The sequence below is a fragment of the Pseudomonas sp. TH39(2020) genome, assembly GCF_016650715.1.
Lineage (GTDB): Bacteria > Pseudomonadota > Gammaproteobacteria > Pseudomonadales > Pseudomonadaceae > Aquipseudomonas > Aquipseudomonas mandelii_C.
Window position 1 is genome coordinate 24,902 of sequence record NZ_JAEKFF010000005.1, and the last position, 24,569, is coordinate 49,470.

Genomic DNA, 24,569 nt, shown 5'->3' on the forward strand with positions numbered 1-24,569 from the left:
GGGTCCACTATGCGCTCTCTGCGACTTGCGACGAGTACGCGGGATAATCGATGTAGCCATGTGCTCCCCCGCCGTAGTAAGCCTCCCGTCCCGCTTCGGCCAGTGGCCAGCCATGGCGCAAGCGATTGACCAGATCGGGATTGGCTATAAACGGCCGGCCAAAAACCGCCAAGTCACTTAATCCTCCATCGATGGCCTGCTGCGCTGTTTCACGGGTGAACCCGCCCGACACCATCAAGGTGCCGTCGTAAGCTGCACGGAAGGCTTTTTGAAAGTCTGGCGTGCCAAGATGGCTGGCATGCAGGTAGGCAATCTGGCGTTGCGACAGTGCTCCGGCCAGAGCGAGCCAAGTGGCCTCTTCGCCATCGAACGGGTGCAGATCCGCCAGGTGGGCAAAAGGCGACACGCGCACCCCCACCTTCGAACTGCCGATCTGCGCACTCACCGCATCGACCGTCTCAAGCAGCAATCGCAGGCGATTCGCAATCGGTGCACCACCGTAGCGGTCTTCACGGGTGTTGAAGCCGCCGTTGATGAACTGTTCAAACAGATAGCCGTTGCCGGCATGAATTTCAACGCCGTCAAAACCTGCCGACATGGCATTGGCCGAGGCAAGGCGAAAGTCTGCAATGACCTGCCGAATACCCTCGGCATCCAGAGCAACGGGCGCACTCACAGGAACCTGGGCTGGCTTGCCGTCGCTGTCGTAGGCGTGCACCAACGTTTGAGCGGCGGGCATTGCCACGGGCGCGACAGGTGAGCGTCCCTCCAACACGGAAGAATGCGAGACGCGGCCCACATGCCAGAGCTGAAGGAACATGCGTCCCCCGGCTTGATGAACCGCATCAGTCACGCGCTTCCAGCCTTCAATTTGCGCTGCGCTGTGGATGCCTGGGGTGTACAGGTAGCCACGTCCCTGTGGAGAAACCTGAGCGCTTTCACTGATGATCAGGCCGGCTCCGGCGCGCTGGGCGTAGTAGGTAGCCATGTCTTCAGACGGCACGGTGCCCTCGACGCGAGCGCGGGTCATCGGCGCCATGACGATGCGATTCGGCAGTAACTGACCCGCGAGGTCATAGGATTCGAAAAGTGATGACATGAGTGATTCCTCCGCGTGATCTCAGGAATGTGACGGAAAGTACGGCAGCACGTACTCACCGAGCTCGTCGAGGATTTCGCCATAGGGTTGACGGCTGACCTTGGGGTTGAGCGCGATATGCGAGACGCCGGCAGATTGCGCTTGCTCCAGGTAATTGCGCAGGCCGTTGCGCCCCGCCCGGAAGCCGCCCTGGATGCGCTGGAATGGCTGATCCGGGTTGGTGCTGAGGTCCAAATAACCACCCAGGCCCAACGGTTTGAAGGCGTTGCGGTTCTCTGCCTCCTGCACGGTGGCGTGCCAGCTCTCGCCCAACGATGCCAACCGCTCTGGGCTTTGGACGCCGGCAAGATAGCCATCGAGGTGCTGAGCCAACCATTCAATGCTCTGTTGCGCCTGGCCGACAGCAATTGAGGGAACGCGGCCATACGGCGCTTTCGGCACCAGATCGAGGTTGCCTGGCGAGCCACCGAATCGCTCGGAGCGGAAACGGGGGAAGCTCTGTTCAATCAGGGTTCGAAACACCGAAAAGGCATCACGGTAGCGATCGCCACGGGATTCATAATCGATGCCGAGCATCGGGTAATCGCTGTACCGATCGCCGGAGGAAAGTCCCAACACCAGGCGACCTTCACTGAGTTGATCGAGGGACGTCGCTTGCTTGGCCAGGTACATCGGATCACGGGTCGGCAAAACAATACCCGTGGTGCCCAGAACGATGCTGCGAGTGGCGGCGGCCAGGTAGCCGATGTAGACCAGTGGCTCAAAGATCTGCGCCACATCGCCATAATCCGGGTCGTAGAAAGGTATGTCGCGCATCCATAAGGCACCAACGCCAAGCGCTTCGGCGCGCTGCGCCATCTCCACGTGATCACGCATGGTCGGAGCCGGCCGGCCCGGGTGGGTTTCGAGGGGTAAAATCAGGCCAATCGTGAGCGCCTCCGGTTGAAACAAGCGTTGAAACCCGGGATGACGCTCAAGCGAGGGATGGGCGGTCGGTAAAGTGGCAGGTTGAGCCTGCGGCGAGAAGTCTGTGGCGATGGTCATGATGGCAGTCCCGTGAGTGACGATGACTGACATATTTATTGAATCCTCAGGCTGGATAAACAGCAGTTCGCGACCATTACACGGTCCACTGAGTCCCCAATATCGTTATCTTTCCCAAGGCACTCCCGTTTCCCAACGCTCAATCAGCAGATCAATAAACCTGCGAACGCGGGGAGACAGGTGACGCTTGCTTGTGTAGATGACTCTGATGGGGTCGGGAGGTGCGCGGTAGGGTTTCAGTACTTCCACTAACGTGCCGTCGCGCAGGTCGTTACCCGTAATGTAGGTCGGCAGGTGAATCAGGCCGATGCCTGCCAGCGCCGCTTCTCGCGTGGCTTCTGAACTGTCGATGTTCAGTCGCCCTGGCTGTTCGTATAGATGAAGGCCGGCAGGTGTCTGGTAACGCCAGACGATAGGCCGCTCGCCACTGAATAAAGCGATGGTGTCATGCCCGACAAGGTCAGCTGGCGTTTGCGGTACTCCGCGTTGGGCCAGATAAGTAGGCGATGCACACGTCGCGAACTGCTGCCAAGCCACGGTACGGGTCAATAATTGTGAGTCATCTTTGGGCGTACCGATTCGTATGGCGATGTCGATGCCCTCTTCGACCAGATCAACAAAGCGATCGGTAAACCAGACATCCGCCCGTAGGTCAGGCCACTGTTTCAGATAAGCATCCAGAATCGGCAGGATGTGGCGCTGACCAAAGGACAGCGGTGCAGTGAGTTTAAAGGTCCCGGTTGGCCTTCCACGGCGCAAGGCCATGGTCGCGTCCACTTCATCCAGATCTTCGAGAATCTGACGCCAGCGCTCATAGGCCACCTGCCCCTCGTCAGTCAGACTCAGTTTGCGCGTCGTGCGATTGAGAAGCCGTGCGCCCATCCGGCTTTCCAGGCGAACTATACTTTTTCCCACTGCCGATCGGGTCAGACCGAGTGAGGCCGCCGCTGCGGTAAAGCTTCCAGCCTTCACGGCGCAGACAAATGCAGCGATATCACCAAATCGGTTGGCTTCCATGGGTAGCTTTACTCCAGGGCATGCATAGAGTGTATGCGGAGCATGAAGCCCCCAGAGTTTAGAAGTTGCCGTTAACCTGGGGCAAAGATTATCGACTGTCCAGCAGGTCGCGTCACAGAAACGCAAGCGCCTGGAAGCTGCTCCTGGGTGTATTGCCTTGCACTAACTTGCGCCCCCCTATCCCTGTTCATTTATCAATAGGACTGGACCATGATCCTCAAGCGCGTAGGCTCGCAACCATCGATAAAAGGCCCTGAAGCGTACTTCACGGGCACCGTCCGTATGGACCCACTCAACTCCCCTCCTGAACCGGCCCGAGCGTCCATCGTCAGCGTCACTTTTGAACCCGGCGCTCGTAGCGCCTGGCATACCCATCCGCTGGGTCAGACGCTGATAGTCACCGCTGGCTGCGGTTGGACGCAGTGTGAAGGCGAACCGATCGTAGAAATTCGTGCCGGAGATGTCATCTGGTGCCCACCGGGCCACAAACACTGGCACGGTGCAAGCGCCACCACCTCCATGACCCACATTGGGGTCCAGGAAGCGCTGGACGGTGTGAGTGTCGTCTGGTTGGAAAAGGTTACCGACGAGGAATATAACGTCGGCCCGCCTGACGAATGATTTGACCCGTCCAGTGAACCTGCAAATTGAAACTGAATGGATTTTGGGATAAGCGAGGCGCGGTATTTCGGCACATTTGCCTCATTCCACGCCATCCCATCCCTACAGTGCGGGAACCAGCAGTCAAGCTGCGGCAAGGCCTCCATCAATCAGGTAGATGGCCGCAGAAAACGTCACGATCGACAGCACGGTGCTGACCAGAATGGAGGTCGCGGCTTCACTTTGATAGGCGCCGGTCTGGTTCGCAAACATCGCCGGGATCGTCGCCGACGGCAGCGCGCAAAGCAGGATCATCTGTTGTGCGTACAGCCCATGAGTGCCCAGCAGTACCGTGGCACCGAACATCAACACAGGGTGAATGAACAGCTTGAGCCCAAGATTGCCCAAGACTTCACCGGACATTTTCAGTTTCTCCGACGACATGATCAATCCCAGGCACAGCAGGGATACGCCGGGTGTAGCCTTGCCGAGAAGAGTGAGAGACTCCGCAGCGAGCGGAGGCAACTTGACCTGCAGCACGGAGAGCAGAATACCCAAGGCCGGCGCCCACATCAGCGGACGACGTACCGCCCCTGAAAGGCTCGACACGAACGCCTGGCCGCCACTGGCCTTTCCATCGGCGATGGTGAGCAACATGGTTGTCAGCGGGATCATCACCAGGCTCGCGACCAGGTTCAGCACCAGCACCGAGTAGATGCTGCCCGCGCCAAACATTGCGCCCAAGATAGGGATGCCCATGAAGGCGGCGTCTGGATAACCGTTAACGAAACCCTTGAGCGTTGCAACCTTGAGATCGCGAGAGCTGAACCAGCCGATCACCAGCGCTATCGTGTACATGCCCATGATGCCGATGAAAGTCGCCACGATGAACTTGAAGTCGAAGAGCTGTTCACGGGGCGTGCTCGCCATCCCGACAAAAAGCAACGCCGGAAATATCCAGCCGAGCACCAGCCGGCTGATCAGCAGGCTGTCCGAATGGGTAAGCCGTCCGCGCTTGCCGGCGATGTAGCCAAGCGCGATCACAAAGGCGACGGGTAAAATCGGCCCTACGATCCTGTCTAACATTTCATCAATCCTCGTATTTGTTTTTATCAAGAATGTCGTCGTGGCTGATCGAGGCCGGCACTTCGGCTTCGATCAACGCTGCAATGAACAAACGGCTTATGGGGTCAAGGTTTGAAGCGGTAGTCCCGAATGACGTCCTGGTCCGGCTCGATCCCGAGCCCCGGTCCTTGCGGTACGTCGATGCGTCCGTTACGCGGAATGATGGCGTCGCCATAGAGTTGTGCTTCGAGATCGAAATAGCGCCATTCGACCAGTGATTTCGCACCACCCAGAGCCGCACTTCCATGCACCGCCGCCAGCAGGCCGGGGCCGTCATAAAAGGCGTGGACCATCACGGTGACGCCATGGGCGTTGGCCAGCGCATACACTTTTTGCAGTTCGGTGATACCGCCCATTTTGGCGGGGCTCGGCTGCACGAAATCCACCGCGCCGGCCTCAAGCAGGTGCTGGAAGTCCATGAGCGTCGAGGCATTCTCGCCGGCCGCAACCGGTATGCCGCCTTGCGCGCGCACCCTTGCCAGCCCCGAATAATCTTCTGGTGGCCACACTGGTTCTTCGATCCAGCGCAGATTCAACGGGCGAAGTTTCTCGGTCATGTCCAGCGCTTCGCGCACCGTCCACGGAGCGTTGACGTCGAGGGTGATTTCCACGCCGGGGCCGGCGGCCTCGCACGCAGCGCGGATGACTTCGACATCCACCTCGTGCAGTTTGAGGTGGCGGAAACCACTGTTGACCGCGCGCTGCACATTGACGCGGATGAGTTCGGGGTCGGCATAACGGATCAGGCTTGCATAGGCCGCAAGAGACGTGGCCTCACTGCCACCCAGCAACTGGTAGATCGGTTTTGCGGCGGCTTTGCCGGCGATATCCCACAGCGCGATGTCTATCGCCGAGAGGCCATAGATAAACGCACCGCTGCGACCGAAAACGTGAAATTTCCTCTGCAGATCGCCCTGTAACTTCTCCCGTCGGGTGCCGACGCAACGCGCGAGTGAGATCGAGCAGTTCTGCCGCATCAGTGGGTGCCTGCCTAACTTACGCAAGGTGAGTTGGGCGGACGCATACATCGCTACGCTGTGCTCCTCTGAACAACGAAGTGCAGCAACGGCCATATTGGACGTTGACCGTCATCCTGCCAGCCGTAATTCGAGACTCCTTTATAGCTGCCTGAATCGGCGGTATTGTTGTGGTGCTGGTACTCGGAAAGCTGAACTTTCAGATTCTGGTCACGGTAGCTGTAACGGCCGTTAACATACGCCGGAGCGAAATATGATGAATACCAAGTTATTGAAATGGGCCATTGCAGCGTTAACGCTGTCATCCAGCGTTTCGCAGGTGCAGGCTGAAGACATCAAGAAAGTGGATGTGCTGCTGATTGGTGGCGGCATCATGAGTGCAACCCTGGGTGTCTGGCTCAATGAGCTTGAACCGGGCCTGTCGATGCAGATGGTGGAGCGTCTCGATGGCGTTGCCGAGGAAAGCTCCAATGGCTGGAACAACGCCGGCACCGGTCACTCCGCGCTGGCTGAGTTGAATTACACGCCTCAGGACGAGTACGGCAAAGTCACCATCTCGAAGGCCGTTGAAGTCAACGAGGGGTTCCAGCTCACTCGGCAGTTCTGGGCATGGCAAGTCAGACAAGGCGTACTGAAGAATCCCCATTCATTCATCAACTCCACACCGCACATGAGCTTCGTGTGGGGCGATGACAACATCAAATTCCTGAAGAAGCGCCACGAAGCCTTGTTGGCGAGCCCACTGTTTGCCGGTATGCAGTATTCCGAAGACCCGGCCGTGATCAAGAAGTGGGTTCCCCTTATGATGGAAGGACGGGATCCGAATCAAAAAATCGCGGCTACGTGGAACCCGAACGGCACCGATGTGAATTTTGGGGAAGTCACTCGCCAACTGGTCGGATACCTGCAAACCACGCCAAAATTCGAACTGAAGTTGTCCAGTGAAGTGCAGGACATCACCCGAAATGGGAATGGCAGCTGGCGTGTCAGCTACAAAAACCTCAAAGACGGTAGCGAATCCGCCACCGACACCAAATTCCTGTTCATAGGTGCCGGTGGCGGCGCACTGAAGCTGCTGCAGAAATCGGGCATTCCCGAGGCCAGGGAGTACGCAGGGTTCCCGGTGGGCGGTTCATTCCTGGTGACCGAAAATCCGGCCATCACCGAGCGGCACCTGGCCAAGGCCTATGGCCAGGCTTCGGTGGGGGCGCCACCCATGTCGGTTCCGCATCTGGATACCCGTGTGCTGGACGGCAAGCGCCTGATCCTGTTCGGTCCATTCGCAACGTTCAGCACCAAGTTTCTCAAAGAGGGTTCTTATCTGGACCTGTTGAGCACCACCACCACGGCTAACGTGTGGCCAATGACACGGGTCGGTATCAAGGAATACCCCCTGGTCGAGTACCTCGCGGGCCAGTTGATGTTGTCGGATAACGATCGCCTCGCCGCCTTGAAGGAGTACTTCCCGAACGCCAAGGCCGAGGACTGGCGACTGGTTCAGGCGGGCCAGCGTGTGCAAATCATCAAGCGTGACGAGGCCGCTGGCGGCGTGCTGAAGCTGGGTACCGAAATCGTCACCTCCAAAGACGGCACCATCGCCGGCCTGCTGGGCGCCTCGCCGGGTGCGTCGACCGCGGTGCCGATCATGGTCAGCTTGTTGCAGAAAGTCTTCAAAGACAAAGTCGCGACACCAGCGTGGCAGGAAAAGCTGCACCAGATCCTGCCGAGCTACGGAACCCAGCTGAACGACAATCCGGCAAAGGTGGCTGAGGAGTGGGCTTATACAGCCAAGATCCTAGAGTTGACACTGGCTCCCCCCGCGATCGGTCAAATGACTGCGCCCGCTGTCGAGGAGCAGAAGCCGGTGAAAGAGAAGGCTGCTGCCGACATGGCGCTGTAATCGGGATGTACTGAACAGCCGGACAGCTTGCGTGCACGCCTATCATGCCAACGATTGGAAACGCCTATTTCCCACATTGCGCTTAGTCACCAATACCGACTTCCTGGTCGACAAGGACCGGATCACTTGTGCGGGAGGAGTTTCAGTCATCGAGCTAGCGATCCATTTGATTGGTATGCACTGCGGACCAGACCGCGCTGGTAAAGTCGTGCATCAAATGACCGTGGCCAAGAGCAGCACTGGCAGCTTCGTAGATCGTCGTAAAGCGCTGGGCTATGCCAGCTCTTCCAACCGACGTTTGCACGAAGCAGTGATGCTGATGGAGACACATCTGGCCGAACCGCTGGAGATCGACGCAATCGCCCATTTGGTCGGCACAAGCAAACGTCAGCAGGAGCAGCTGTTCGTCGCCGAGACTGACACCAGCCCGACGCAATTCTATCGACAGGTACGACTCAGGTTTGGGCGCTGGTTATTGATTAGCTCCGATCGACAGATCGGTGAAATCGCTTTTGAGTGCGGCTTTGCAGACGCGCCGCATTTCATATGGCAGTTCCAAACATCGTTCGGTATGTCACCAGGCAGGCTGCGCAAGACGTTGATGGGGCAGGAAGGAAAATAGGAAGGTGCGTTGGTGGAAAATAGCCAAATTTTTTTCGACTGCGTCGCAGTCTGCAAATGAAAAAACATCGCACTGGTCAGACACCGGGTGGAACATGTTATTGGGAGCCAATCGGCATAGTGCTGTTGTACCCGGATTGAGAACAACAGGTCGAGAAAAACGCGGCATAATTCGACGGTTGACGCGACAACCACCTTGATAAACGCCGGGGCGAGCGCATAGTGTCGAGCGTGGAATTATGGATCACAGCACGTTGCTGCTTAGTACAGGACCCTGACTTTTAGGAGAAACGTATGAGCGAAGCAAATCAAGACTCTGTGCGCCAACTGAGTCATTTCATCGACGGTCAACACGCTGCAGGCACGAGCGGTCAGTTCGCCGACGTGTTGGACCCAGCGCTAGGTCGAGTGACGGCCCGCTTGCCGGTCGCAAACGCAGCTGAAGTCGACGCCGCCGTCGCCGCTGCGAAAGCCGCGTTCCCGGCCTGGAGCGAAACCGCGCCACTGAAGCGTGCGCGTTTGATGTTCAAGTTCAAGGAATTGCTCGAGACGCATAGCGACGAACTCGCAGAGCTCATTACCCGCGACCACGGTAAGCTGTTTGAGGATGCAAAGGGCGAGGTGATACGCGGGATCGAAATCGTCGAATTTGCGTGCGGCATTCCAAACCTGCTCAAGACCGATTTCACTGATCAGAGCGCCCCCGGCATCGACGCGTGGAACCTGCGTCAACCCGTCGGCGTAGCCGTAGGCGTCACGCCATTCAATTTCCCGATGGTGGTGCCGTGCTGGATGTTTGTGATGGCGGCCGCGACCGGCAACACGTTCATCCTCAAGCCTTCGGAGCGTACTGCGTCGCCATCGATTCGGCTTGCCGAGTTATTCATGGAAGCGGGCTTTCCTAAAGGAGTGTTCAACGTCGTGCATGGCAGCAAGGCTGTCGTCGATGCACTGATGCAGCATCCCGATGTGGCCGCGGTATCTGCCGTCGCCTCGACGAAGGTTGCCGAATACATTTACAAAGAAAGCGCGAAATACGGCAAGCGCGTCCAAGCGTTGGGCAGTGCAAAGAACCATCTCGTGGTTTTGCCCGATGCCAATCTCAATAAAACGGTCGATGCGATCATCAACTCGTCATACGGCTCGGCCGGCGAGCGCTGTATGGCGACGTCAGTCGTGGTGGCGGTAGGGACGATTGGAGATGAGCTGCTCGAATACCTCGTGCCACGCGTGCGCTCGCTGAAGATGGGCGGCGGCATGGAGCCCGGCCTGGACATGGGACCACTCATCAACGCCGCGCATCGCACCCGGGTGTTGAGATATATCGATGAGGGCATCACGGCGGGCGCCAAGCTCGTCGTCGACGGTCGCGACCATACCGTGGCAGGACGCGAAAAGGGTTTCTTTCTCGGTGGCTCGCTGTTTGACCAAGTGACACCGGAGATGAGCATCTATCGAAAAGAGATATTCGGCCCGGTTCTGTCGGTTGTCCGGGTGCCCGATCTCGCGAGCGCCATTGCACTCGTCAACGCCCACGAACTGGGGAACTGCGTATCGCTTTACACATCCGACGGCGGCGCGGCGCGCGCATTCACCCGTCAGATTCAGGTCGGTATGGTGGGCATCAACATTCCCAGCCCGGTGCCGTCGGCGTGGCATTCGTTCGGGGGCTGGAAGCGATCGATGTTCGGTGATCATCACACCTACGGCGAGGAAGCCGTGCGCTTTTACACCAACTACAAGAGCGTCATAGAGCACTGGCCCGACTGTCTGCAATAAATAAAGGCTGTCACGATTGCTTACCTACGCCGAGGGTAACGTCAATTTTGTATAGGACTGTATCCCAAGCCCAGCATACACAGCCATCCGACGAAATTCAGACAGTACAGCCCATGTTTAATACTTCATTTCGATCATGGCGCCTATAAGTTGTACCGTACTTGAGCCTTACCGGTTGACTCACAGCGGCAAGTCCGTTTTGCCGCCGCCATGGAGCATGCAGATTTTGTCTTGGAGCTGGAGGCTGTCTATGCTCAAAGTGTTTTCCACTGTTACGCTGATGTGCGCGCTGAGTGTGCCTGCGTGGGGGGCTGCTCAAACTGCCGCTTCGGGAGGCTATTCGATGGAACAGTCATCTATTGCCTACCGCAGCATCAAGGTCGACGGGCTGAATATTTTCTATCGCGAAGCCGGACCGGCAGACGCGCCGACCTTGCTGATGCTGCACGGTTTCCCAAGTTCGTCACGTATGTACGATCCGCTGTTAGCGCGGCTGGCTCAGCATTACCATCTGGTGGCACCGGATTATCCGGGTTTTGGTCATAGCGATGCGCCGGACGCGAAAACCTTCACCTACACCTTCGACCGCCTGGCCGGTGTGATGCAGGATTTCACTCAGACGTTGGGTCTGAACCACTATTCGCTGTTGGTGCAGGACTATGGCGGGCCGGTGGGTTTTCGAATGGCTTTAGCTCACCCTGAACGACTTCAGGCGTTGATCGTTCAGAATGCGGTGTCCCACGAAGATGGTTTGGGACCGTTGTGGCAAAAACGGCGCGAGTTCTGGGCCAATCGCGCCGCCAATGAAGCGGGCTTGCGTGCCAGCTTCTTCTCGCTGGCGACAACCAGGCAGCGGCACGTTGGCTCAAGCCCCAACGTCGAGAATTTCAATCCGGATCTCTGGACCGATGAATTTGGTTTCCTGAATCAGCCGGGCCAGGCCGATATCCAGAGCGATCTGTTCTATGACTATCGCACCAACGTCGCCAGCTATCCGAAGTGGCAGGCATGGATGCGCGAGCATCAGCCGTCGACTCTGGTGGTGTGGGGTAAGTACGATCCGTCATTTGATGTCGCCGAAGCCGAGGCGTATCGCCGGGATCTGCCAAAAGCTGAGATTCACGTGCTGGAAGCCGGGCACTTCGCCCTTGATGAGAAGCCCGAGGAAATCGCGAGCCTGATCGATACGTTTTTGAACAAGACGCTGAAGTCTCAGTAATCACCATGTGAAAGCCCACTGCCCGAGTCATCGGGCAGTGGGCTTGATGTGCAAGCGACATCGGGGGATCCGGTTCAAATGAATCGCTTCCAACCGTCGCCCGCTTTGTGCGGTCTAGCGAACTTCCGTTATCAGTGACCGGCGCTTTGGCCGCCGTCGACGTGCAGGATTTCCCCGGTCACGAATGCGGCGCTGTCCAGGTACAGAACGGCCCCGACGATGTCGGCGATTTCGCCCATGTGGCCGACTGGGTGCAGGCTGCCCAGCGCTGCGTGGGTTTCTTCACCGTGCATCGGGGTCTTGATGATGCCTGGGGATACGGCGTTGACGCGGATGCCGCGCTTGGCATACTCGATTGCCAGGGATTTGGTGGCTGCGTTCATGCCGCCCTTGGTCAGCGATGCCAGTACTGAAGGCACGCCATCGATGGCGTGGTCGGCCAGCGTGGTGGTGATGCTGACCACATGACCACCTTGGCCTTGTTTTTCCATCTGGGCGATGGCCTGCTGCGACATGTAGAAGAAGCTGCCCATGTTAGTGGCAACGTTGTTTGCATAATCTTCACCGGTGAATTGGGTGAAAGGCTTAGCCAGGAAGATCCCGGCGTTGTTCACCAAGGTGTCGATGCGGCCGAAGCGAGCCACGCCTTCCCGGATGATGCGCTCGGCAGTGGCGGGATCAGCAATGTCACCGACTACCGTCAGGATGTCCGGATCGGTGGATGGCTTGATCGAGCGCGACGTCGCGATGACCTGGTAACCCAGTTTGCGGAAACCCGCGACGATGCCTGCGCCCAGACCTTGGGATGCGCCAGTCACCACAACGACTTTTTTTGAATTGCTCATGATAATTTCCTGATAATTAATGAATGCGAATTAAGTGAATAAGCTAAGCCATCAGGCAGTAGCCGGCTCTCGCGCCATCTGCCGTAGGGCTGCTTCGTATTGTTCAACTGACTGTGATCCAGCCACCAACTGACGACCGTTCAGCACCATGGCCGGGATCGAATTGATCCCGCCCTCGCGATAGAAGCTCTCGAGCTCACGGACTTCGATGGCGAACATCCCGGTTGCCAACACCTCGCGAGCGCGGGTGGTGGAAAGTCCTGCTTCACCGGCCAGACGTACCAGGGTTTCGTGGTTGCTGGGGTTGTGGCCGTTGGTGAAATACGCCTTGAGCAGGATTTTCTTCAGCTCGATCTGGCGACCTTCCTTTACCGCCCAAAGCAGAAGGCGATGGGCGTCGAAGGTGTTGTAGAAATGACTGCGTTTTTCCAGATCGAAATGAAAGCCGATGGCTTCGCCACGGGCGATCACCATTTCATTGCGAGAGGCTACCTCTTCAGCACTGCGACCATATTTGCGCATCATGTGCTTGACTGCGTGCTCGCCCTCGACCGACATATCCGGGTTCAATTCGAAGGGTTTGAACGTCAGCTCGACGGCGACTTCGCCAGCGAGATTCGCTATGGCCTGCTCCAGCGCTGTGGCGCCAAGCGCACACCACGGGCACACGACATCCGACACAAAGTCGATTCTGACGGGCTGAGTCACGATTTAGATTCCGCCAGATTTTTGCGGTACTCGGTGGTGGTGATGCCAGCATAGCCCCAGTTATCGGTATCCACCTCCTCGATCACGATATGAGTGAGATGCGGGTCCTTGTTGAGGACGGTCTGCATGGTCTGGGTGATTTCGGCGATTACCTGAGCTTTCTGTTCCTTGGTAACGCCATCGCGGGTGATACGAACGCTGATGAAAGGCATGCAAAAGTCTCCAGTTCGTCCCCCATCGAAGTGATAGGCGGCAAGTGGAGTGGACTTTAGAATGTTGTCTTGAATGAATAAATACAGGGACGGGAACATCATTTGTGATGCGGCGTAATAAATTGCATCGGGGGATAACGCATAAACACCCGCAAAGTCGAGCGCAACCTAGGACCTTCCTCGCCCGTCTTCGCCTGGCCTCATCGGCGCTCGGCGACTTTCCCACCAACTCTAGACCCGGCTCAAGCCAGCAGCTCTGTGATGCACCCAGCCTGCCGGGCGACCAGGCGCTGAGACAATGTCTGTTCGTTCAACTGCAGCCCCTTCACCACGAACGTCCGGCACCATTGGCCGGATGGAGACGCGATTCAGTCGAGCTACGTCGTGCATGTCAAATTTCTGCGACCACAGCCCCTCGACCCGTACCTATCGCTCGCATTGAGTGACAGTTTCCTTCCGTTGCAAGGAAGATATCCCGTAAACGCCGACATTCCTTCATCCCAGGCCCCTGCGGCAAAGGCAGGTGATCGCCCAAACGTTTGGGATCTAGCAGCATTCAGTGCGTATCTCGCTGGAGGTGAATCGAAGCTGTTGGCGCTGATTGAAAACTGACCCACCCAACAATAATCGCGCCTAAATTTGCCAAAACGCTGCTGCCGATCATACTAATAATTCGTGCATCAACAGGTGCTTGTGATCCTGAACAGGATCCAGGTCAATTCATCGCTGTTAATTCCATTAAGTTGGAGTTCACTCTCATGAAACTACGACGTTTCGTAAGCGCCATTCTCGCCTTTAGCATGCTGCTGGGCGGCACCACCATGGCTGGTCAAGCCCTTGCCGCCGACACTGCTGCCAGCCCCCCCAAATCCGCCACCTCCTCCCCCAACCAGTTTCTCATTGAGAAGATCAGCCCCGAATACTGGCGAGTGCAGATCAACAACCCGCCTTTCAACATATATGGCCCGGATTCTACCTTCCAGTTCGAGAAGGTGATTAGCGCGATCGAAAGCGACACCAAACTCAAGGTGGTGGTCTTTGAAAGCAAGGTGCCTGGTTTTTTCCTAACCCACTACGACTTCGCGGAGCCTCTGGAGCGGACCCTAGAAATGTCCAACGGGAAGACCGGCTTGCCCCCCCTTCCGGACATGTTGGTACGCCTGAGTAAGTCCCCAGTGGTTTCCATCGCGATGATCAACGGCCGCGCCTCCGGCGTCGGCAGCGAACTGGCCCTGGCCAGCGATATGCGTTTTGCCAGCGACAAGGCAGTGCTGTCCCAATTTGAAATTGGAGCCGGCTTTATCCCAGGCGGAGGCCCAATGGCGCGCCTGCCACGCCTTATCGGCCGCGGCCGTGCATTAGAGATCTTGCTGAGCGGTAACGACATCGACGGCAAGCTGGCCGAGCGTTATGGTTACGTTAACCGCAGCTTCCCCGAAAACGAGCTGAACAGCTTCGTCGACGCTCTGGCCCGCCGCATCGCCACCTTCGACAAGCAGTCTATAGGCGAGATCAAGGAGCTGGTGAACATAGCCTCCCTGCCCTCAAACGAAGATATCGGTAAGGAATGGACAGGTTTTCTCAACTCGGTTCGACGCCCCGCCGCCCAACACCATATCGGCCGCCTCATGGAACTAGGCCTGCAACAAAAAGCCGATGTGGAAATTAACCTGCCCAAGTACACCGGCCAGGTCAGTGCGGAGAAAAACTGAGGCGCGGAAAACTGCAACAGTGCGGATTTTACCGGGGCTGGGCCAAGCTTAGCCCTTTACTCCAGCAAGATATCTGTTATGACAGACGAAATTTTGGTTTGCCTCAAAGTTGTGAATAATTCTGTGTACGATTAGTACCGTGCGGCAATGAAGCCCCTCCTCTTTCCTATCGGGGCAAGTTTACCTAGGACTTCAGAGCAGTTCTCTTCCAAAGGCCATTTGATTAAAAAAGAAGTGAAAATTTCAGCCTTGCTGAATTCGAAATCTACGGGATCATTTTGATTCAACCTCTCTGCCCCGAATCCTAAATAACGACCCAAACCGCCAATACCGTCCCTCATTCATCTTATGTCCACACATGCAATTGGTGGTGTGGATGTCAATACCCACCTACTCGCGGTTGTGTGATCTCCCGCCCACTCATCCAGCGCGGTCCGCCCTTCGGACACCTAGCCCTTCATTGCGGCAACGTCGCTTGCAGACCGATCAAGGATGAAATCAGAAAATGCGTTCTATCGAGCGGCCTAAGGATTGATCCGCGTTGGCATACCAATTCGTCTCAGAGCAGCAACCAAACAGACGGCGGTGTCTTGAATTCGCAACTCAAGTGCGGCATCGAACTCGAACTCGCTCACACCGTGGTCCCTATCTGTTAGTTGCGCAAAGTCCGAAACGTACACGCCGGTACACAATAGGCCAGGTCAGAGAATATGAAGCGTCGGACAATCACTCGTAGAAACGGTACGGTGAAGCTGTCGTAAGGCCCCACCGCATACAGGCATGCGGGAGGGTATTCACCGTGCAAGATGTGTTCATCTCACCCGATCTTCGTCATCTCGCACTCAGTGAGGTCATCATAATTTTCGGCTCATTTTATTGCCCAATCCATCCGGCCGAGAACCTGTCCCGGCCCTGACGAATGCCATTTTTTCGTTAGCCCGGCTGCCTGATGCTCGACCTGAACCCAGCCCGATGATTTCACCTTTGTCTGATGCAATGGCTTTCGATCCGGGCAACTTGCCAACCCATTTCGAAATGCTAACCTGAATAAACTTCGTCGCCGACGAAGCCAACCAAGAGGAGATGTCATGAAAATACTCATGGTACTGACCTCCCATGATCAGCTGGGAAACACGGGCGAAAAAACAGGCTTTTGGCTTGAGGAATTCGCCGCTCCTTACTACGTGTTCAAGGATGCAGGTGTGGATATTACGGTGGCATCGCCGAAAGGCGGCCAACCGCCCCTCGATCCGAAAAGCGATCAACCGGAATTTCAGACTGCGCCCGGTGATCGCTTCAAAAGCGATTCCGCTGCTCAAAAGGTGCTTGCCAATAGCAGGCTCTTGTCTGAAATGTCCGAAAAGGATTTCGATGGGGTTTTCTATCCGGGCGGGCACGGTCCCATGTGGGACCTGACCAACGACAAGGACTCCATTGGTCTTATCGAACGAACGTATGCGGCGGGCAAGCCCGTCGCTATGGTTTGCCATGCGCCCGGCGCACTGCGCTACGTGAAAGGTCCTGATGGCGAGCCTCTCGTGAAAGGCAAGAAAGTTACGGGCTTCACCAACACCGAGGAAGAGGCGGTGCAGCTAACCAAAATAGTGCCCTTCCTGGTTGAAGACTCCCTGAAAGAGAACGGCGGTATTTACTCCAAGGGCCCGGACTGGCAGTCCTATGTGCTGGCTGACGGCAACCTCGTCACCGGGCAAAACCCGGCATCGTCTACAGCAGGCGCGCAGAAATTACTGGAGGTGTTGCGGAAGTAACAAAAAGCCCCTTGATCCTCACCAAGGGGCTTACGCGACACGCGCGCGAAACGCCATATAGGTCGGAGATTGACGTCCTTAAAAAATTGAATCAAACCGCGGCGCGGAGGTGTAATTATGAAAATCTCGTCAAGTCAGGCATACGCGATTTTGGATGCGGCAGAAGCGCGCTCCAGGTAACTGGGCGTCGCAGCAAACATCGCGATCATGGACGCGGGTGCCCATCTAAAGGCGTTTTCCAGAATGGACGGCGCCATACTTGGTACGATAAACATCGCAGTCCGAAAGGCCAAGACAGCGGCCCTGTTTGGCAAGAACACCGAAGTCCTAGGAGAGTTCTGCAAACCCGGCGGCACATTTCCCGGTCTGGATCTGACGAACGGCGGACTCGTAATATTTACCGGCGGGGTTCCTATTTTTGCTGGCAAGGGGACGGTCATCGGAGCACTTGGCGTATCTGGGGGCGACCCTGCCCAAGACTTGGACATTGCGCAAACCGCGTCCGTCGCCTTACCCCTATAAACGTCCACCGTGTTGATTAAGCCCCATGTCCGCTTGAGCAACAAAAAAGCAATCGTCATCGACTTTGACCACGAGCGCTGTTGCGACTTACGAATACCTTGATGCACGGGCTACGCTGGCCTTTTCTCGGGGGAGGTCGCGACTTTGGATGCAAAATTACTCGCCTGTCTGCTCTCCGAAATCACTGAAAATGACCTGACCCTGCTCACCCAGTTTTGAAAGTTTAAAACATGGGTGAACAGGGTGGTTCAGCCGAATCGCGAGCAATGTCCGCGCTGCCCTTACAGGTACCGACCGCGCCTCGTCCGGTATCTCCCTGTATACGCATCGACAGGTATTTACCGCTCGCCGAATTCCGCAGGGCATGCTTGAAATTTGTCTGAGATGCTCTAGTTTTCAGGCAAAGGATCTGGATCCAAGGAGGATCTTCCATGGGCACTGATGCGAAGCTTTTGAGCGCTTGCGCAGCAGCATGGGTGTTAGTCGATGGACAAATCTGTTGTGCCAAATGCAGGCAGCGTCAGCCTCTTGCTGAAGCAGAAGAGCAGTTTTCTCATGCGCCTGGCTGTGAAGCGGACGAGCATCCGCGGGTGCAGCTGCACGACTTACCTGAACGAGAGCGTTGACAGCTCCGGAATGTCCTGAGGCGGCCAACGGATCGAAAACGGAGGGTTACAGCTGATAATTGGCACATGCACCAATCGATAGGATCCTATGGACCTCGTCTCACCAGATTACGAGAACTTCTGAGTGGTGAGGCCTGACATGACATGCGCAAGGCGGCATGAATTTACCAGGATCACCTTGAAGTAGCGCCAGTGTTCTGCGATCTGCCTCTCCCGAATAAAATTGATCAAGCGCCTGCTGGAACACTGTGGATTTGGGGCCGACAGCGATGAACAGCGTTAGGCAGGAGCAGAGCTTCATATCATCGGGCGAACCGAGGATCTTTTCAGCGCTCCTTCCAGAATGACTCAAAGGGTTTTGACACAATCCTCAAGCCGTGGCCCAAGCAAACGGTGCTGAAGATACGCTTGAGCCTCGGCCATACCCGATATGGCGAAGCGCTCGGCCGTTTCGCTGCGACCGAGACCGTGCAACTGCGGAAACCGAACCACATATGGTGACTCGTTTTGCGCCCAACTCGCAACTCATCCAAGACTCGGCTGAAAACCGGATTTTGTGCTTCGACGAAACGGGCCAGATCAAAAATGTCGCTCACGACTCGCTCTCCTCAACTAGCAGGCGGCTAGGTGCTCTATTACAGCATTCGACAGTCATGTACCTCGGACGTTATGGATTCAGCACCCCTATACAGCGTCTTGCCCTCCCCCCATCACTGTATCCGAAGGGGCATTGTGTAGTGGTCTAATGAAACCGGACACCCATTTAGGCGAGAATACTCGCCAGATCGAGGTGTCAGATGACCAAACAACGCCGCTCCTTTACTGCTGAATTCAAACGCGAGGCTGCTGACCTCGTGCTCAAGCAAAACTACAGCTACATCGAAGCCAGCCGCTCACTCGGCATTGGTGAGTCAGCGCTGCGCCGCTGGGTTGACCAGGTTCAGAAAGAGCACCAAGGCGTCACTCCGCAGAGCAAGGCGCTGACCCCAGAGCAGCAGAAAATTCAGGAACTGGAAGCCCGGATCGCTCGGCTTGAGCGAGAAAAATCCATACTAAAAAAGGCTACCGCGCTCTTGATGTCGGAAGATCACGAGCGTTTGCGCTGATTGATCAGTTGAGTGCCCATGAGCCGGTTGATTGGCTGTGTAAGGTGTTTGAAGTCACCCGCTCGTGCTACTACGCCCAGCGCCTGCGGCGCCGCACTCCCGATGTTGAACGGCTTCGGTTGCGTAGCCGGGTCAGTGAGCTGTTCTCGCAAAGTCGCAGCGCTGCGGGCAGTCGCAGCATCCTGTCACTGATGCGTGAAGATGGTGAGCAACTCGGTCGATTCAAAGTGCGCAGTTTGATGCGTGAGCTTGATTTAGTCAGTAAACAACCCGGCTCACATGCCTATAAACGAGCGACAGTAGAAAGACTTGATATCCCGAATACCTTGAACCGTGAGTTTGATGTGCCAGCCCCCAATCAGGTCTGGTGCGGTGACATCACCTATATTTGGGCACAAGGAAAGTGGCATTACTTGGCTGTCGTTCTGGATCTCTGCACGCGCCGGATAGTGGGCTGGGCACTGTCGGAAAAACCGGACGCCGAACTCGTGATCCGAGCCCTGGATATGGCCTACGAGCAGCGTGGCAGGCCTTCGGATCTGCTGTTCCACTCGGATCAAGGGTCCCAATATGCAAGCCGGTTGTTTCGCCAGCGGTTGTGGCGATACCGCATACGCCAGAGCATGAGTCGCCGGGGAAATTGCTGGGACAATGCACCGATGGAGCGAGTGTTCCGGAGTTTGAAAACTGAATGGATACCGACCTTAGGCTACAGAACTGCGCAGGAAGCACAGCGCGACATCAGCCATTTTTTGATGCATCGGTACAACCGGATTCGGCCTCACCAATTCAACGGTGGGCTGGCGCCAGCTCGGGCCGAGGAAAAACTTAACGTCGTGTCCGGGATTAGTTGACCACTACATTGCGACACTCTTCCGAAGTAGGAAGTCAGTAAAGCGCGTGCTACCTGGCCAAGCGGATCAGACGACCAAGCAGCCTCGGCTGTCTGCGTCGGGTCGATTGCAGCCCTCTGCGACAGGCAGCTATCGGCCGAGGCTGTGTAAAAACGTTTTTGCGCAGGGGTTGACGTGCAGAACCAGAACAAAAATCGCGTTCCTACGCAAATTTCAGGTCTGCCGATTAACCAAGGACTGGCAGATTTTACGTAGCAGCGCAGACTTTAAAACGGTGCCTGCGTTTTTACACAGCCTGGGCCAGAAGGAGAGATTCGTTTGCGTCGGGATGCCCCCTATCCAGTCGTCAGGCATTAAGCACTGTTGAGATGGTCGCGTATGAACTCGATGAACCGCTGGGTCTTCGCAGGAAGCAGCCGTGTTTCGGTCAGTGAATAGACCGAGATGCGAGTGCGACTACGACGAGATGTGCCACATCCTCGAAGGCACCGTGCGCCTGACCGATGCGGACGGCGTGGCGAAGACCTTCGGGCCGGGGGATTCGTTCGTGGTGGCGGCGGAGTTCAAGGGAACCTGGGAAAACATCACGCCGGTGCGCAAGGTGTATTTCATTCTCGGATGAGTTCGGCCCGGGCGGATAACGATGACAACTTTGCCGTCGCCTACCTTGGCCTGTCCCACCCCGGCTCGGGGTCCGTCACCCGCGGATCGGACTTGCGCCCGGCCCTGGCAAACCGGGACGACGCGTCGTGCGAGCAATCAGGCCTGCGCCTCGCCTAGGAACGCCGGCAGCCCGTACGTCAACGCAAGTTCCAAGGCCGGTTACAAGGGGTATAACTATTAGAACAAAAGGCGGGTCACCCAGAATAGGCCCTCCAAAGGCAGAGCCCGGGCCAGGCGCCCCAGACCTGATCGGCGCCTGCGGCGCGGAGCGATGTGATGAATTCCAGAGCATGGCGATGGGTTCGCAAGAGCCTTCATGGCTGCATCGAGCTGGCCTTGCTGGTCGCTCCACTGTGCGCCAGCGCCATGTTCAAGTGCCAAACCAGGGACGGAGCCATCAGCTACACCAGCCAAGCCATCGCCAGCGCCCACTGCACTCGCCTGAATGACATGGCGGGCGCCGGTGTCGGCGCCAAGGCAATGGCCCTGCCACGGCTTGTGCGGGACGACAACTCAGGCGCGGTGCGGATTCGGGTGTACACCTTCATCCACAAGGGTATTCGTCAATATGTGAGCCGGCGCCCCGTCGGGATCTCCGCACGGGTCGATGTCCTTGAGCTCTATTACATCAAGGGCTGCTATCTGTGCATGGCGCCGAAGGATTTCAAGGTCGCCTCACTGCGCCTGGACACCCATTCCTATCGGCGGGAGATCGAAGCCGCTTCGGGTCATTATGGTGTCGACAGGGCGCTGGTCCGCGCAGTGATACATGCCGAATCGGCGTTTCGCCCCAACGCCATTTCCGAAGCCGGCGCCCAGGGGCTGATGCAGTTGATGCCCGCCACCGCCGAGCGCTTCGCCGTGGACGATCCGTTCGACGCACGACAGAACATTCGTGGCGGTGTGCGCTACCTGGCCTGGCTGCTCAAGCGCTTCAACGGCAACCAGGTGCTGGCGTTGGCAGGTTACAACGCCGGCGAAGCGTCTGTGGTCGAGTACAACGGGGTGCCTCCCTACGCCGAGACGCAATCCTACGTCACCCTCGTGCAGTCCTTGACCGAACGCTATCGCAACCATCGCTAGTACCATAGGGCGCATAACCCGGAATAGGTAATACGCCGGCCCCTCCACGGCAGATAACGCTGGCGCGTTATCTGCCCTACGAAAGCAATCAGGTTCCGCGCTCGATCAATACGCCGGGCGGGGAATGGCTCAACCGAACTTCCACGCTCACCGGTAGCTATCGACCCAGGCTGTGTGAAAATGTTTTAGAGCAGGTTTTACGGTCAAAACAAGAACGAAAATCGCGTTCCTACGCAAATTTCAGGTCTGCTGATTAACCAAGCACTGGCAGATTTTACGTAGCAACGCAGACTTCAAAACGGTGCCTGCGTTTTTACACAGCCTGGACCCATAGCGGCCCTCCGTGAGGGGCAGAAAACGGCCAAAAGCGGGCTCTCACGATAGCTGCTTTTTGGACGCCAGCGCACAATGCGGCGTCTGACCCAATGAATCTCAGTCGCGCTCTAGCTGTCGAGAAATTCAAACGACGAGTTCTATCAGATTCTCCAACAGCTCTTTAAACTCAGCGCGATCTGTGTAATTTTCCCGGTGCGTAGACCGGCGGAGGATTTGCTCAGCCGTCATCAGCGGCCAGAGTTTGTCGATCTCATCGTCCGCTTTGATGTTCTTATCTCAGAACCCAATCTCAACGACGGCTATTTTCTCCTGCTCTCGCGAATACTTGACTCGTAGAGTTTTGAAGAAAGAGATTTGCAAAAAAATATTCGTCATTTACATGTACCTTCCAGCAGCAAAGGACGCTTGATGAGAACCCCGCTACTCGCCCTAACCCTCGCAGCTCTATTGAGCGCATGCGCCATCCCTTACGAAACCCCGGAAGCCCGCGCCAATATTGAACGCGATCTGAAGCTCAGCGCAGACGAAATCGTCACTATCACCGAAACCAACTGGTGCTTATCTCCCTATGGTGATTTGCAAGTGTGCAGACCCAAGCAAGGCCTGGGTGTGCTGACCAAGAGCAAGCTAGTGCTGGCCTTCTATAAGGGCGGCATCTACCAGCAAGCTGAAGTCATCAACGCCAGCGATGTGCAGTGTGCCCACCTGCAAAGTGGCAGAGCCGCAGCCGATACCTTCTACCTATTCAATGAACGTTGGGTCGCCATGCTGGCGCCAATTACCGTGGGAGGTGCCTTGGCCCTCGATAAGAAAGCCCAGTTCCTGAGCGTGCTAGTGCCTCCAAACACTGAGAGCTTCACGGCTGCGCAAGGAAATTTTATTCAGTTCACCGATCGCAAGAACTACTCGGCTGTCGCGGTACCAGGTACCAAAACCTATGTAGGAACCAGCGAGAGTATTCCCCAGATTTTTAATCCGTGTACGCAGGGAAAAAATCGCTCAGCCGCATCCTAAGTCCTGACCTCAACGAAAAGGGGACAACGAAAAGGCGAAAAGGGGACAGATTTATTTCTCCAACCGTCCCCTTCTGGCCGTTTTTTGTCTGTCGCGAAGGACGGCAACCGACCGATTCTGTTGAAAAAGTAGCTCCCCTGTCTGGCCTGCGGCAAAATATCTGCATTGGCCAGCAGGGAAGCACGCAGCATGATGGGACAGTTATCGAGTGGGCAGGAGCGGTTGTTTTACTCGTTCAACCTTGAAGATCACATTCCAGCCACTCACCTTCTGCGCAGCATTGATCGGTGTCTCGATCTGAGCGACCTGCGCCATTACCTCGCCGATTTCTATAGCCCGATTGGGCGTCCGTCGATTGATCCCGAACTGATGATCCGCATGCTGATCGTCGGCTATTGCTACGGCATTCGCTCAGAGCGGCGGTTGTGCGAAGAGGCCCATTTGAACCTGGCGTATCGCTGGTTCTGCCGGTTGAGCCTTGAAGACGAAATCCCCAACCACTCGACCTTTTCCAAAAATCGACACGGCCGTTTTCGGCACAGTGATCTGTTTCGCTGGTTGTTCAATGAAGTGCTGCGTCGCTGCATGGACGCCGGTCTGGTCAAGGGCGAAGGCTTTGCCGTGGACGCCAGCATCATCAAAGCGGATGCGAGTCGGCAGCGCGGCGTACCGGGAGATGAACCGGTCAACTGGAGCGATCCATCCCTGAGCACCCGCGCCGTGCGTGAGTACCTTGAGGGACTCGATGAAGAGGCTCTGGCCGAAACGCTACCGAAGCGCCTGTCGCTGACGGATCCTCAGGCCCGCTGGACCGCTGCTCCAGGCGGCCCAGCTTTTTACGCTTACTCCACGAATTATCTGATCGATACCGAGCACAGCGTGATCATGGATGTGGAACCCACCCAGGCTCATCGAACCGCAGAAGTCGAGAGCACCAAGACGATGATCAATCGGGTCGAAGCGCAGTTCGACATCAAGCCAGAGCGCCTCATTGGCGACACCGCTTACGGCACAGCGCCGATGCTGGCCTGGATGGTGGAGGAAAAAGACATCGAACCGCATGTGCCGGTGTGGGACAAAACTGAGCGCAAGAACGACAGCTTTTCGAGTAACGATTTCCACTGGAATGAAGAGGCTGAGGAATACCGCTGCCCAGCCGGCAACGTATTACGCAGCGAATGGCGAGCGTTCGCACGTCACAAAAGCCAACACCATCATCTTCCGATCCAGACAGACCGACTGCGCGACATGTCCGATGAAAGCCAGGTGCTGCCCGAACACTGCGATTCGCAAGATCGCCCGCAGCGTCCATGAAGCCGCTCGTGATTTGGCTCGACGCATCGCAGCGACACCTGCGTACGTGCGCTCCCGTCACGAACGTAAAAAGGTCGAAATGTTGTTTGCCCACCTCAAACGCATCCTGAAATTGGATCGCCTGCGACTACGTGGCATGAGTGGCGCGACCGATGAATTCACGCTGGCCGCTGCGGTGCAGAACCTGCGACGTCTGGCCAAACTTGCATTTCAAGGGCCACCTTCTACGGGATAGGTGCGCCTGCACGAAGCCAAAAACCTCAAATTAACCCAATAACAGAGCAGCAACGGTCAACGAAGGGCCGAGAAACCACTCAATGTGGTGAGTAGGTTCTCCGGTGGTGGTCGCGCCTGAGTTCAGGCGAGCTGAAAATCCGACTTTTTCAACAGAATCGGCCAAAAGCAATGGGATGGACTCCTCCTC

At 56.6% G+C, this 24,569-nt stretch carries 21 protein-coding genes and 3 pseudogenes; 14 read left to right on the forward strand and 10 right to left on the reverse strand.

Annotated elements, in window-relative coordinates; genetic code table 11:
• Positions 1–7 precede the first annotated feature (7 nt).
• From JFU47_RS05175 to JFU47_RS05185, 3 genes are all read right to left on the reverse strand, one after another.
• Positions 8–1,099 (reverse strand): alkene reductase, encoded by a 1,092-nt coding sequence (locus tag JFU47_RS05175; protein ID WP_201181582.1) that lies wholly within the window; start codon positions 1,097–1,099, stop codon positions 8–10.
• Positions 1,100–1,120: 21 nt separating this feature from the next.
• Positions 1,121–2,176, reverse strand: a complete 1,056-nt coding sequence (locus JFU47_RS05180; protein ID WP_201181584.1) for an LLM class oxidoreductase — start codon at positions 2,174–2,176, stop codon at positions 1,121–1,123.
• Between the two features lie 72 nt (positions 2,177–2,248).
• Positions 2,249–3,160: a LysR family transcriptional regulator gene (locus JFU47_RS05185; protein WP_201181586.1), complete on the reverse strand. Its 912-nt coding sequence runs from the start codon at positions 3,158–3,160 to the stop codon at positions 2,249–2,251.
• A 210-nt stretch (positions 3,161–3,370) separates the two neighbouring features.
• Here JFU47_RS05185 and JFU47_RS05190 point away from each other — a divergent pair, with 210 nt between their 5' ends.
• Positions 3,371–3,781 (forward strand): (R)-mandelonitrile lyase, encoded by a 411-nt coding sequence (locus JFU47_RS05190; protein WP_201181588.1) that lies wholly within the window; start codon positions 3,371–3,373, stop codon positions 3,779–3,781.
• 123 nt (positions 3,782–3,904) lie between these two features.
• On the opposite strand, the gene JFU47_RS05195 is transcribed toward JFU47_RS05190, so the two are convergent.
• Entirely contained in the window at positions 3,905–4,876 is a 972-nt protein-coding gene (locus JFU47_RS05195) for an AEC family transporter (RefSeq protein WP_242485072.1), read from the reverse strand.
• Positions 4,877–4,950: 74 nt separating this feature from the next.
• The gene (locus tag JFU47_RS05200; protein WP_242485073.1) at positions 4,951–5,913 is read right to left on the reverse strand and encodes a mandelate racemase/muconate lactonizing enzyme family protein; all 963 of its coding nucleotides are present in this window, start codon (positions 5,911–5,913) and stop codon (positions 4,951–4,953) included.
• 205 nt (positions 5,914–6,118) lie between these two features.
• Here JFU47_RS05200 and mqo point away from each other — a divergent pair, with 205 nt between their 5' ends.
• The 4 genes from mqo to JFU47_RS05220 all read left to right on the forward strand — a co-directional run bounded on the left by mqo (position 6,119) and on the right by JFU47_RS05220 (position 11,381).
• On the forward strand, positions 6,119–7,762 hold the full coding sequence (gene mqo, locus JFU47_RS05205; RefSeq protein ID WP_201181590.1) for a malate dehydrogenase (quinone): 1,644 nt from the start codon (positions 6,119–6,121) through the stop codon (positions 7,760–7,762).
• 31 nt (positions 7,763–7,793) lie between these two features.
• Positions 7,794–8,384: a helix-turn-helix domain-containing protein gene (locus JFU47_RS05210; RefSeq protein ID WP_201181592.1), complete on the forward strand. Its 591-nt coding sequence runs from the start codon at positions 7,794–7,796 to the stop codon at positions 8,382–8,384.
• Positions 8,385–8,677: 293 nt separating this feature from the next.
• The gene (locus JFU47_RS05215) at positions 8,678–10,162 is read left to right on the forward strand and encodes a CoA-acylating methylmalonate-semialdehyde dehydrogenase (protein ID WP_207202868.1); all 1,485 of its coding nucleotides are present in this window, start codon (positions 8,678–8,680) and stop codon (positions 10,160–10,162) included.
• A 343-nt stretch (positions 10,163–10,505) separates the two neighbouring features.
• Complete coding sequence (locus tag JFU47_RS05220) at positions 10,506–11,381, forward strand: alpha/beta fold hydrolase (protein ID WP_242485074.1); 876 nt, start codon at positions 10,506–10,508, stop codon at positions 11,379–11,381.
• Between the two features lie 131 nt (positions 11,382–11,512).
• On the opposite strand, the gene JFU47_RS05225 is transcribed toward JFU47_RS05220, so the two are convergent.
• From JFU47_RS05225 to JFU47_RS05235, 3 genes are read right to left on the reverse strand one after another with little or no spacing between them, the layout of a single operon-like run.
• The gene (locus JFU47_RS05225; protein WP_201181596.1) at positions 11,513–12,226 is read right to left on the reverse strand and encodes an SDR family NAD(P)-dependent oxidoreductase; all 714 of its coding nucleotides are present in this window, start codon (positions 12,224–12,226) and stop codon (positions 11,513–11,515) included.
• Positions 12,227–12,277: 51 nt separating this feature from the next.
• Entirely contained in the window at positions 12,278–12,934 is a 657-nt protein-coding gene (locus JFU47_RS05230) for a DsbA family protein (protein WP_201181599.1), read from the reverse strand.
• Positions 12,931–13,146, reverse strand: coding sequence for a tautomerase family protein (locus JFU47_RS05235; RefSeq protein ID WP_201181601.1), 216 nt, complete (start codon positions 13,144–13,146; stop codon positions 12,931–12,933). Before JFU47_RS05235 ends, JFU47_RS05230 begins: the two co-directional genes overlap by 4 nt.
• A gap of 758 nt (positions 13,147–13,904) precedes the next feature.
• Here JFU47_RS05235 and JFU47_RS05240 point away from each other — a divergent pair.
• The 4 genes from JFU47_RS05240 to JFU47_RS05255 all read left to right on the forward strand — a co-directional run bounded on the left by JFU47_RS05240 (position 13,905) and on the right by JFU47_RS05255 (position 17,775).
• A complete protein-coding gene (locus JFU47_RS05240; RefSeq protein ID WP_201181603.1) occupies positions 13,905–14,858 on the forward strand; it encodes an enoyl-CoA hydratase/isomerase family protein in 954 nt (317 codons plus the stop codon).
• A gap of 1,088 nt (positions 14,859–15,946) precedes the next feature.
• Complete coding sequence (locus JFU47_RS05245; RefSeq protein ID WP_201181605.1) at positions 15,947–16,627, forward strand: type 1 glutamine amidotransferase domain-containing protein; 681 nt, start codon at positions 15,947–15,949, stop codon at positions 16,625–16,627.
• 180 nt (positions 16,628–16,807) lie between these two features.
• Positions 16,808–17,149 (forward strand): GlcG/HbpS family heme-binding protein, encoded by a 342-nt coding sequence (locus JFU47_RS33495; protein WP_446739629.1) that lies wholly within the window; start codon positions 16,808–16,810, stop codon positions 17,147–17,149.
• 431 nt (positions 17,150–17,580) lie between these two features.
• Positions 17,581–17,775, forward strand: a complete 195-nt coding sequence (locus JFU47_RS05255; RefSeq protein WP_201181609.1) for a hypothetical protein — start codon at positions 17,581–17,583, stop codon at positions 17,773–17,775.
• Positions 17,776–17,875: 100 nt separating this feature from the next.
• Here JFU47_RS05255 and JFU47_RS05260 read toward each other — a convergent pair.
• Positions 17,876–18,371 (reverse strand): annotated as a pseudogene (locus JFU47_RS05260) (DUF1810 domain-containing protein).
• A gap of 201 nt (positions 18,372–18,572) precedes the next feature.
• On the opposite strand from JFU47_RS05260, the gene JFU47_RS05265 reads away from it, so the two are divergent.
• A protein-coding gene (locus tag JFU47_RS05265) for an IS3 family transposase (protein WP_201181195.1) occupies positions 18,573–19,735 on the forward strand; the annotation gives its coding sequence in 2 pieces (ribosomal slippage) (positions 18,573–18,828 and positions 18,828–19,735; 1,164 coding nt in all).
• Positions 19,736–20,088: 353 nt separating this feature from the next.
• On the opposite strand, the pseudogene JFU47_RS33035 reads toward JFU47_RS05265, so the two are convergent.
• A pseudogene (locus JFU47_RS33035) lies at positions 20,089–20,181 on the reverse strand (LysR family transcriptional regulator); the annotation flags it as partial.
• Between JFU47_RS33035 and JFU47_RS05270 the strand changes: the two are divergent.
• The 4 genes and pseudogenes from JFU47_RS05270 (at position 20,154) to JFU47_RS05285 (ending at position 24,380) form a co-directional block, all read left to right on the forward strand.
• A complete protein-coding gene (locus JFU47_RS05270; RefSeq protein ID WP_201181611.1) occupies positions 20,154–20,357 on the forward strand; it encodes a cupin domain-containing protein in 204 nt (67 codons plus the stop codon). The pseudogene JFU47_RS33035 and the gene JFU47_RS05270 sit on opposite strands and share 28 nt — an antisense overlap.
• Positions 20,358–20,674: 317 nt before the next feature.
• On the forward strand, positions 20,675–21,481 hold the full coding sequence (locus JFU47_RS05275; RefSeq protein ID WP_201181613.1) for a lytic transglycosylase domain-containing protein: 807 nt from the start codon (positions 20,675–20,677) through the stop codon (positions 21,479–21,481).
• Between the two features lie 744 nt (positions 21,482–22,225).
• On the forward strand, positions 22,226–22,831 hold the full coding sequence (locus tag JFU47_RS05280) for a hypothetical protein (protein ID WP_201181614.1): 606 nt from the start codon (positions 22,226–22,228) through the stop codon (positions 22,829–22,831).
• A gap of 189 nt (positions 22,832–23,020) precedes the next feature.
• Positions 23,021–24,380: pseudogene (locus tag JFU47_RS05285) on the forward strand (transposase).
• Positions 24,381–24,569 lie beyond the last annotated feature (189 nt).

Excerpts from the sequence above, each read along its gene's own strand:
- JFU47_RS05175 (WP_201181582.1), bottom strand. The coding sequence starts at position 1,099 with ATGTCATCACTTTTCGAATCCTATGACCTCGCGGGTCAGTTACTGCCG.
- JFU47_RS05180 (WP_201181584.1), bottom strand. The coding sequence starts at position 2,176 with ATGTCAGTCATCGTCACTCACGGGACTGCCATCATGACCATCGCCACA.
- JFU47_RS05185 (WP_201181586.1), bottom strand. The coding sequence starts at position 3,160 with ATGGAAGCCAACCGATTTGGTGATATCGCTGCATTTGTCTGCGCCGTG.
- JFU47_RS05190 (WP_201181588.1), top strand. The coding sequence starts at position 3,371 with ATGATCCTCAAGCGCGTAGGCTCGCAACCATCGATAAAAGGCCCTGAA.
- JFU47_RS05200 (WP_242485073.1), bottom strand. The coding sequence starts at position 5,913 with ATGTATGCGTCCGCCCAACTCACCTTGCGTAAGTTAGGCAGGCACCCA.
- mqo (WP_201181590.1), top strand. The coding sequence starts at position 6,119 with ATGAATACCAAGTTATTGAAATGGGCCATTGCAGCGTTAACGCTGTCA.
- JFU47_RS05215 (WP_207202868.1), top strand. The coding sequence starts at position 8,678 with ATGAGCGAAGCAAATCAAGACTCTGTGCGCCAACTGAGTCATTTCATC.
- JFU47_RS05220 (WP_242485074.1), top strand. The coding sequence starts at position 10,506 with ATGGAACAGTCATCTATTGCCTACCGCAGCATCAAGGTCGACGGGCTG.
- JFU47_RS05225 (WP_201181596.1), bottom strand. The coding sequence starts at position 12,226 with ATGAGCAATTCAAAAAAAGTCGTTGTGGTGACTGGCGCATCCCAAGGT.
- JFU47_RS05235 (WP_201181601.1), bottom strand. The coding sequence starts at position 13,146 with ATGCCTTTCATCAGCGTTCGTATCACCCGCGATGGCGTTACCAAGGAA.
- JFU47_RS05240 (WP_201181603.1), top strand. The coding sequence starts at position 13,905 with ATGAAACTACGACGTTTCGTAAGCGCCATTCTCGCCTTTAGCATGCTG.
- JFU47_RS05245 (WP_201181605.1), top strand. The coding sequence starts at position 15,947 with ATGAAAATACTCATGGTACTGACCTCCCATGATCAGCTGGGAAACACG.
- JFU47_RS05255 (WP_201181609.1), top strand. The coding sequence starts at position 17,581 with ATGGGCACTGATGCGAAGCTTTTGAGCGCTTGCGCAGCAGCATGGGTG.
- JFU47_RS05275 (WP_201181613.1), top strand. The coding sequence starts at position 20,675 with ATGAATTCCAGAGCATGGCGATGGGTTCGCAAGAGCCTTCATGGCTGC.
- JFU47_RS05280 (WP_201181614.1), top strand. The coding sequence starts at position 22,226 with ATGAGAACCCCGCTACTCGCCCTAACCCTCGCAGCTCTATTGAGCGCA.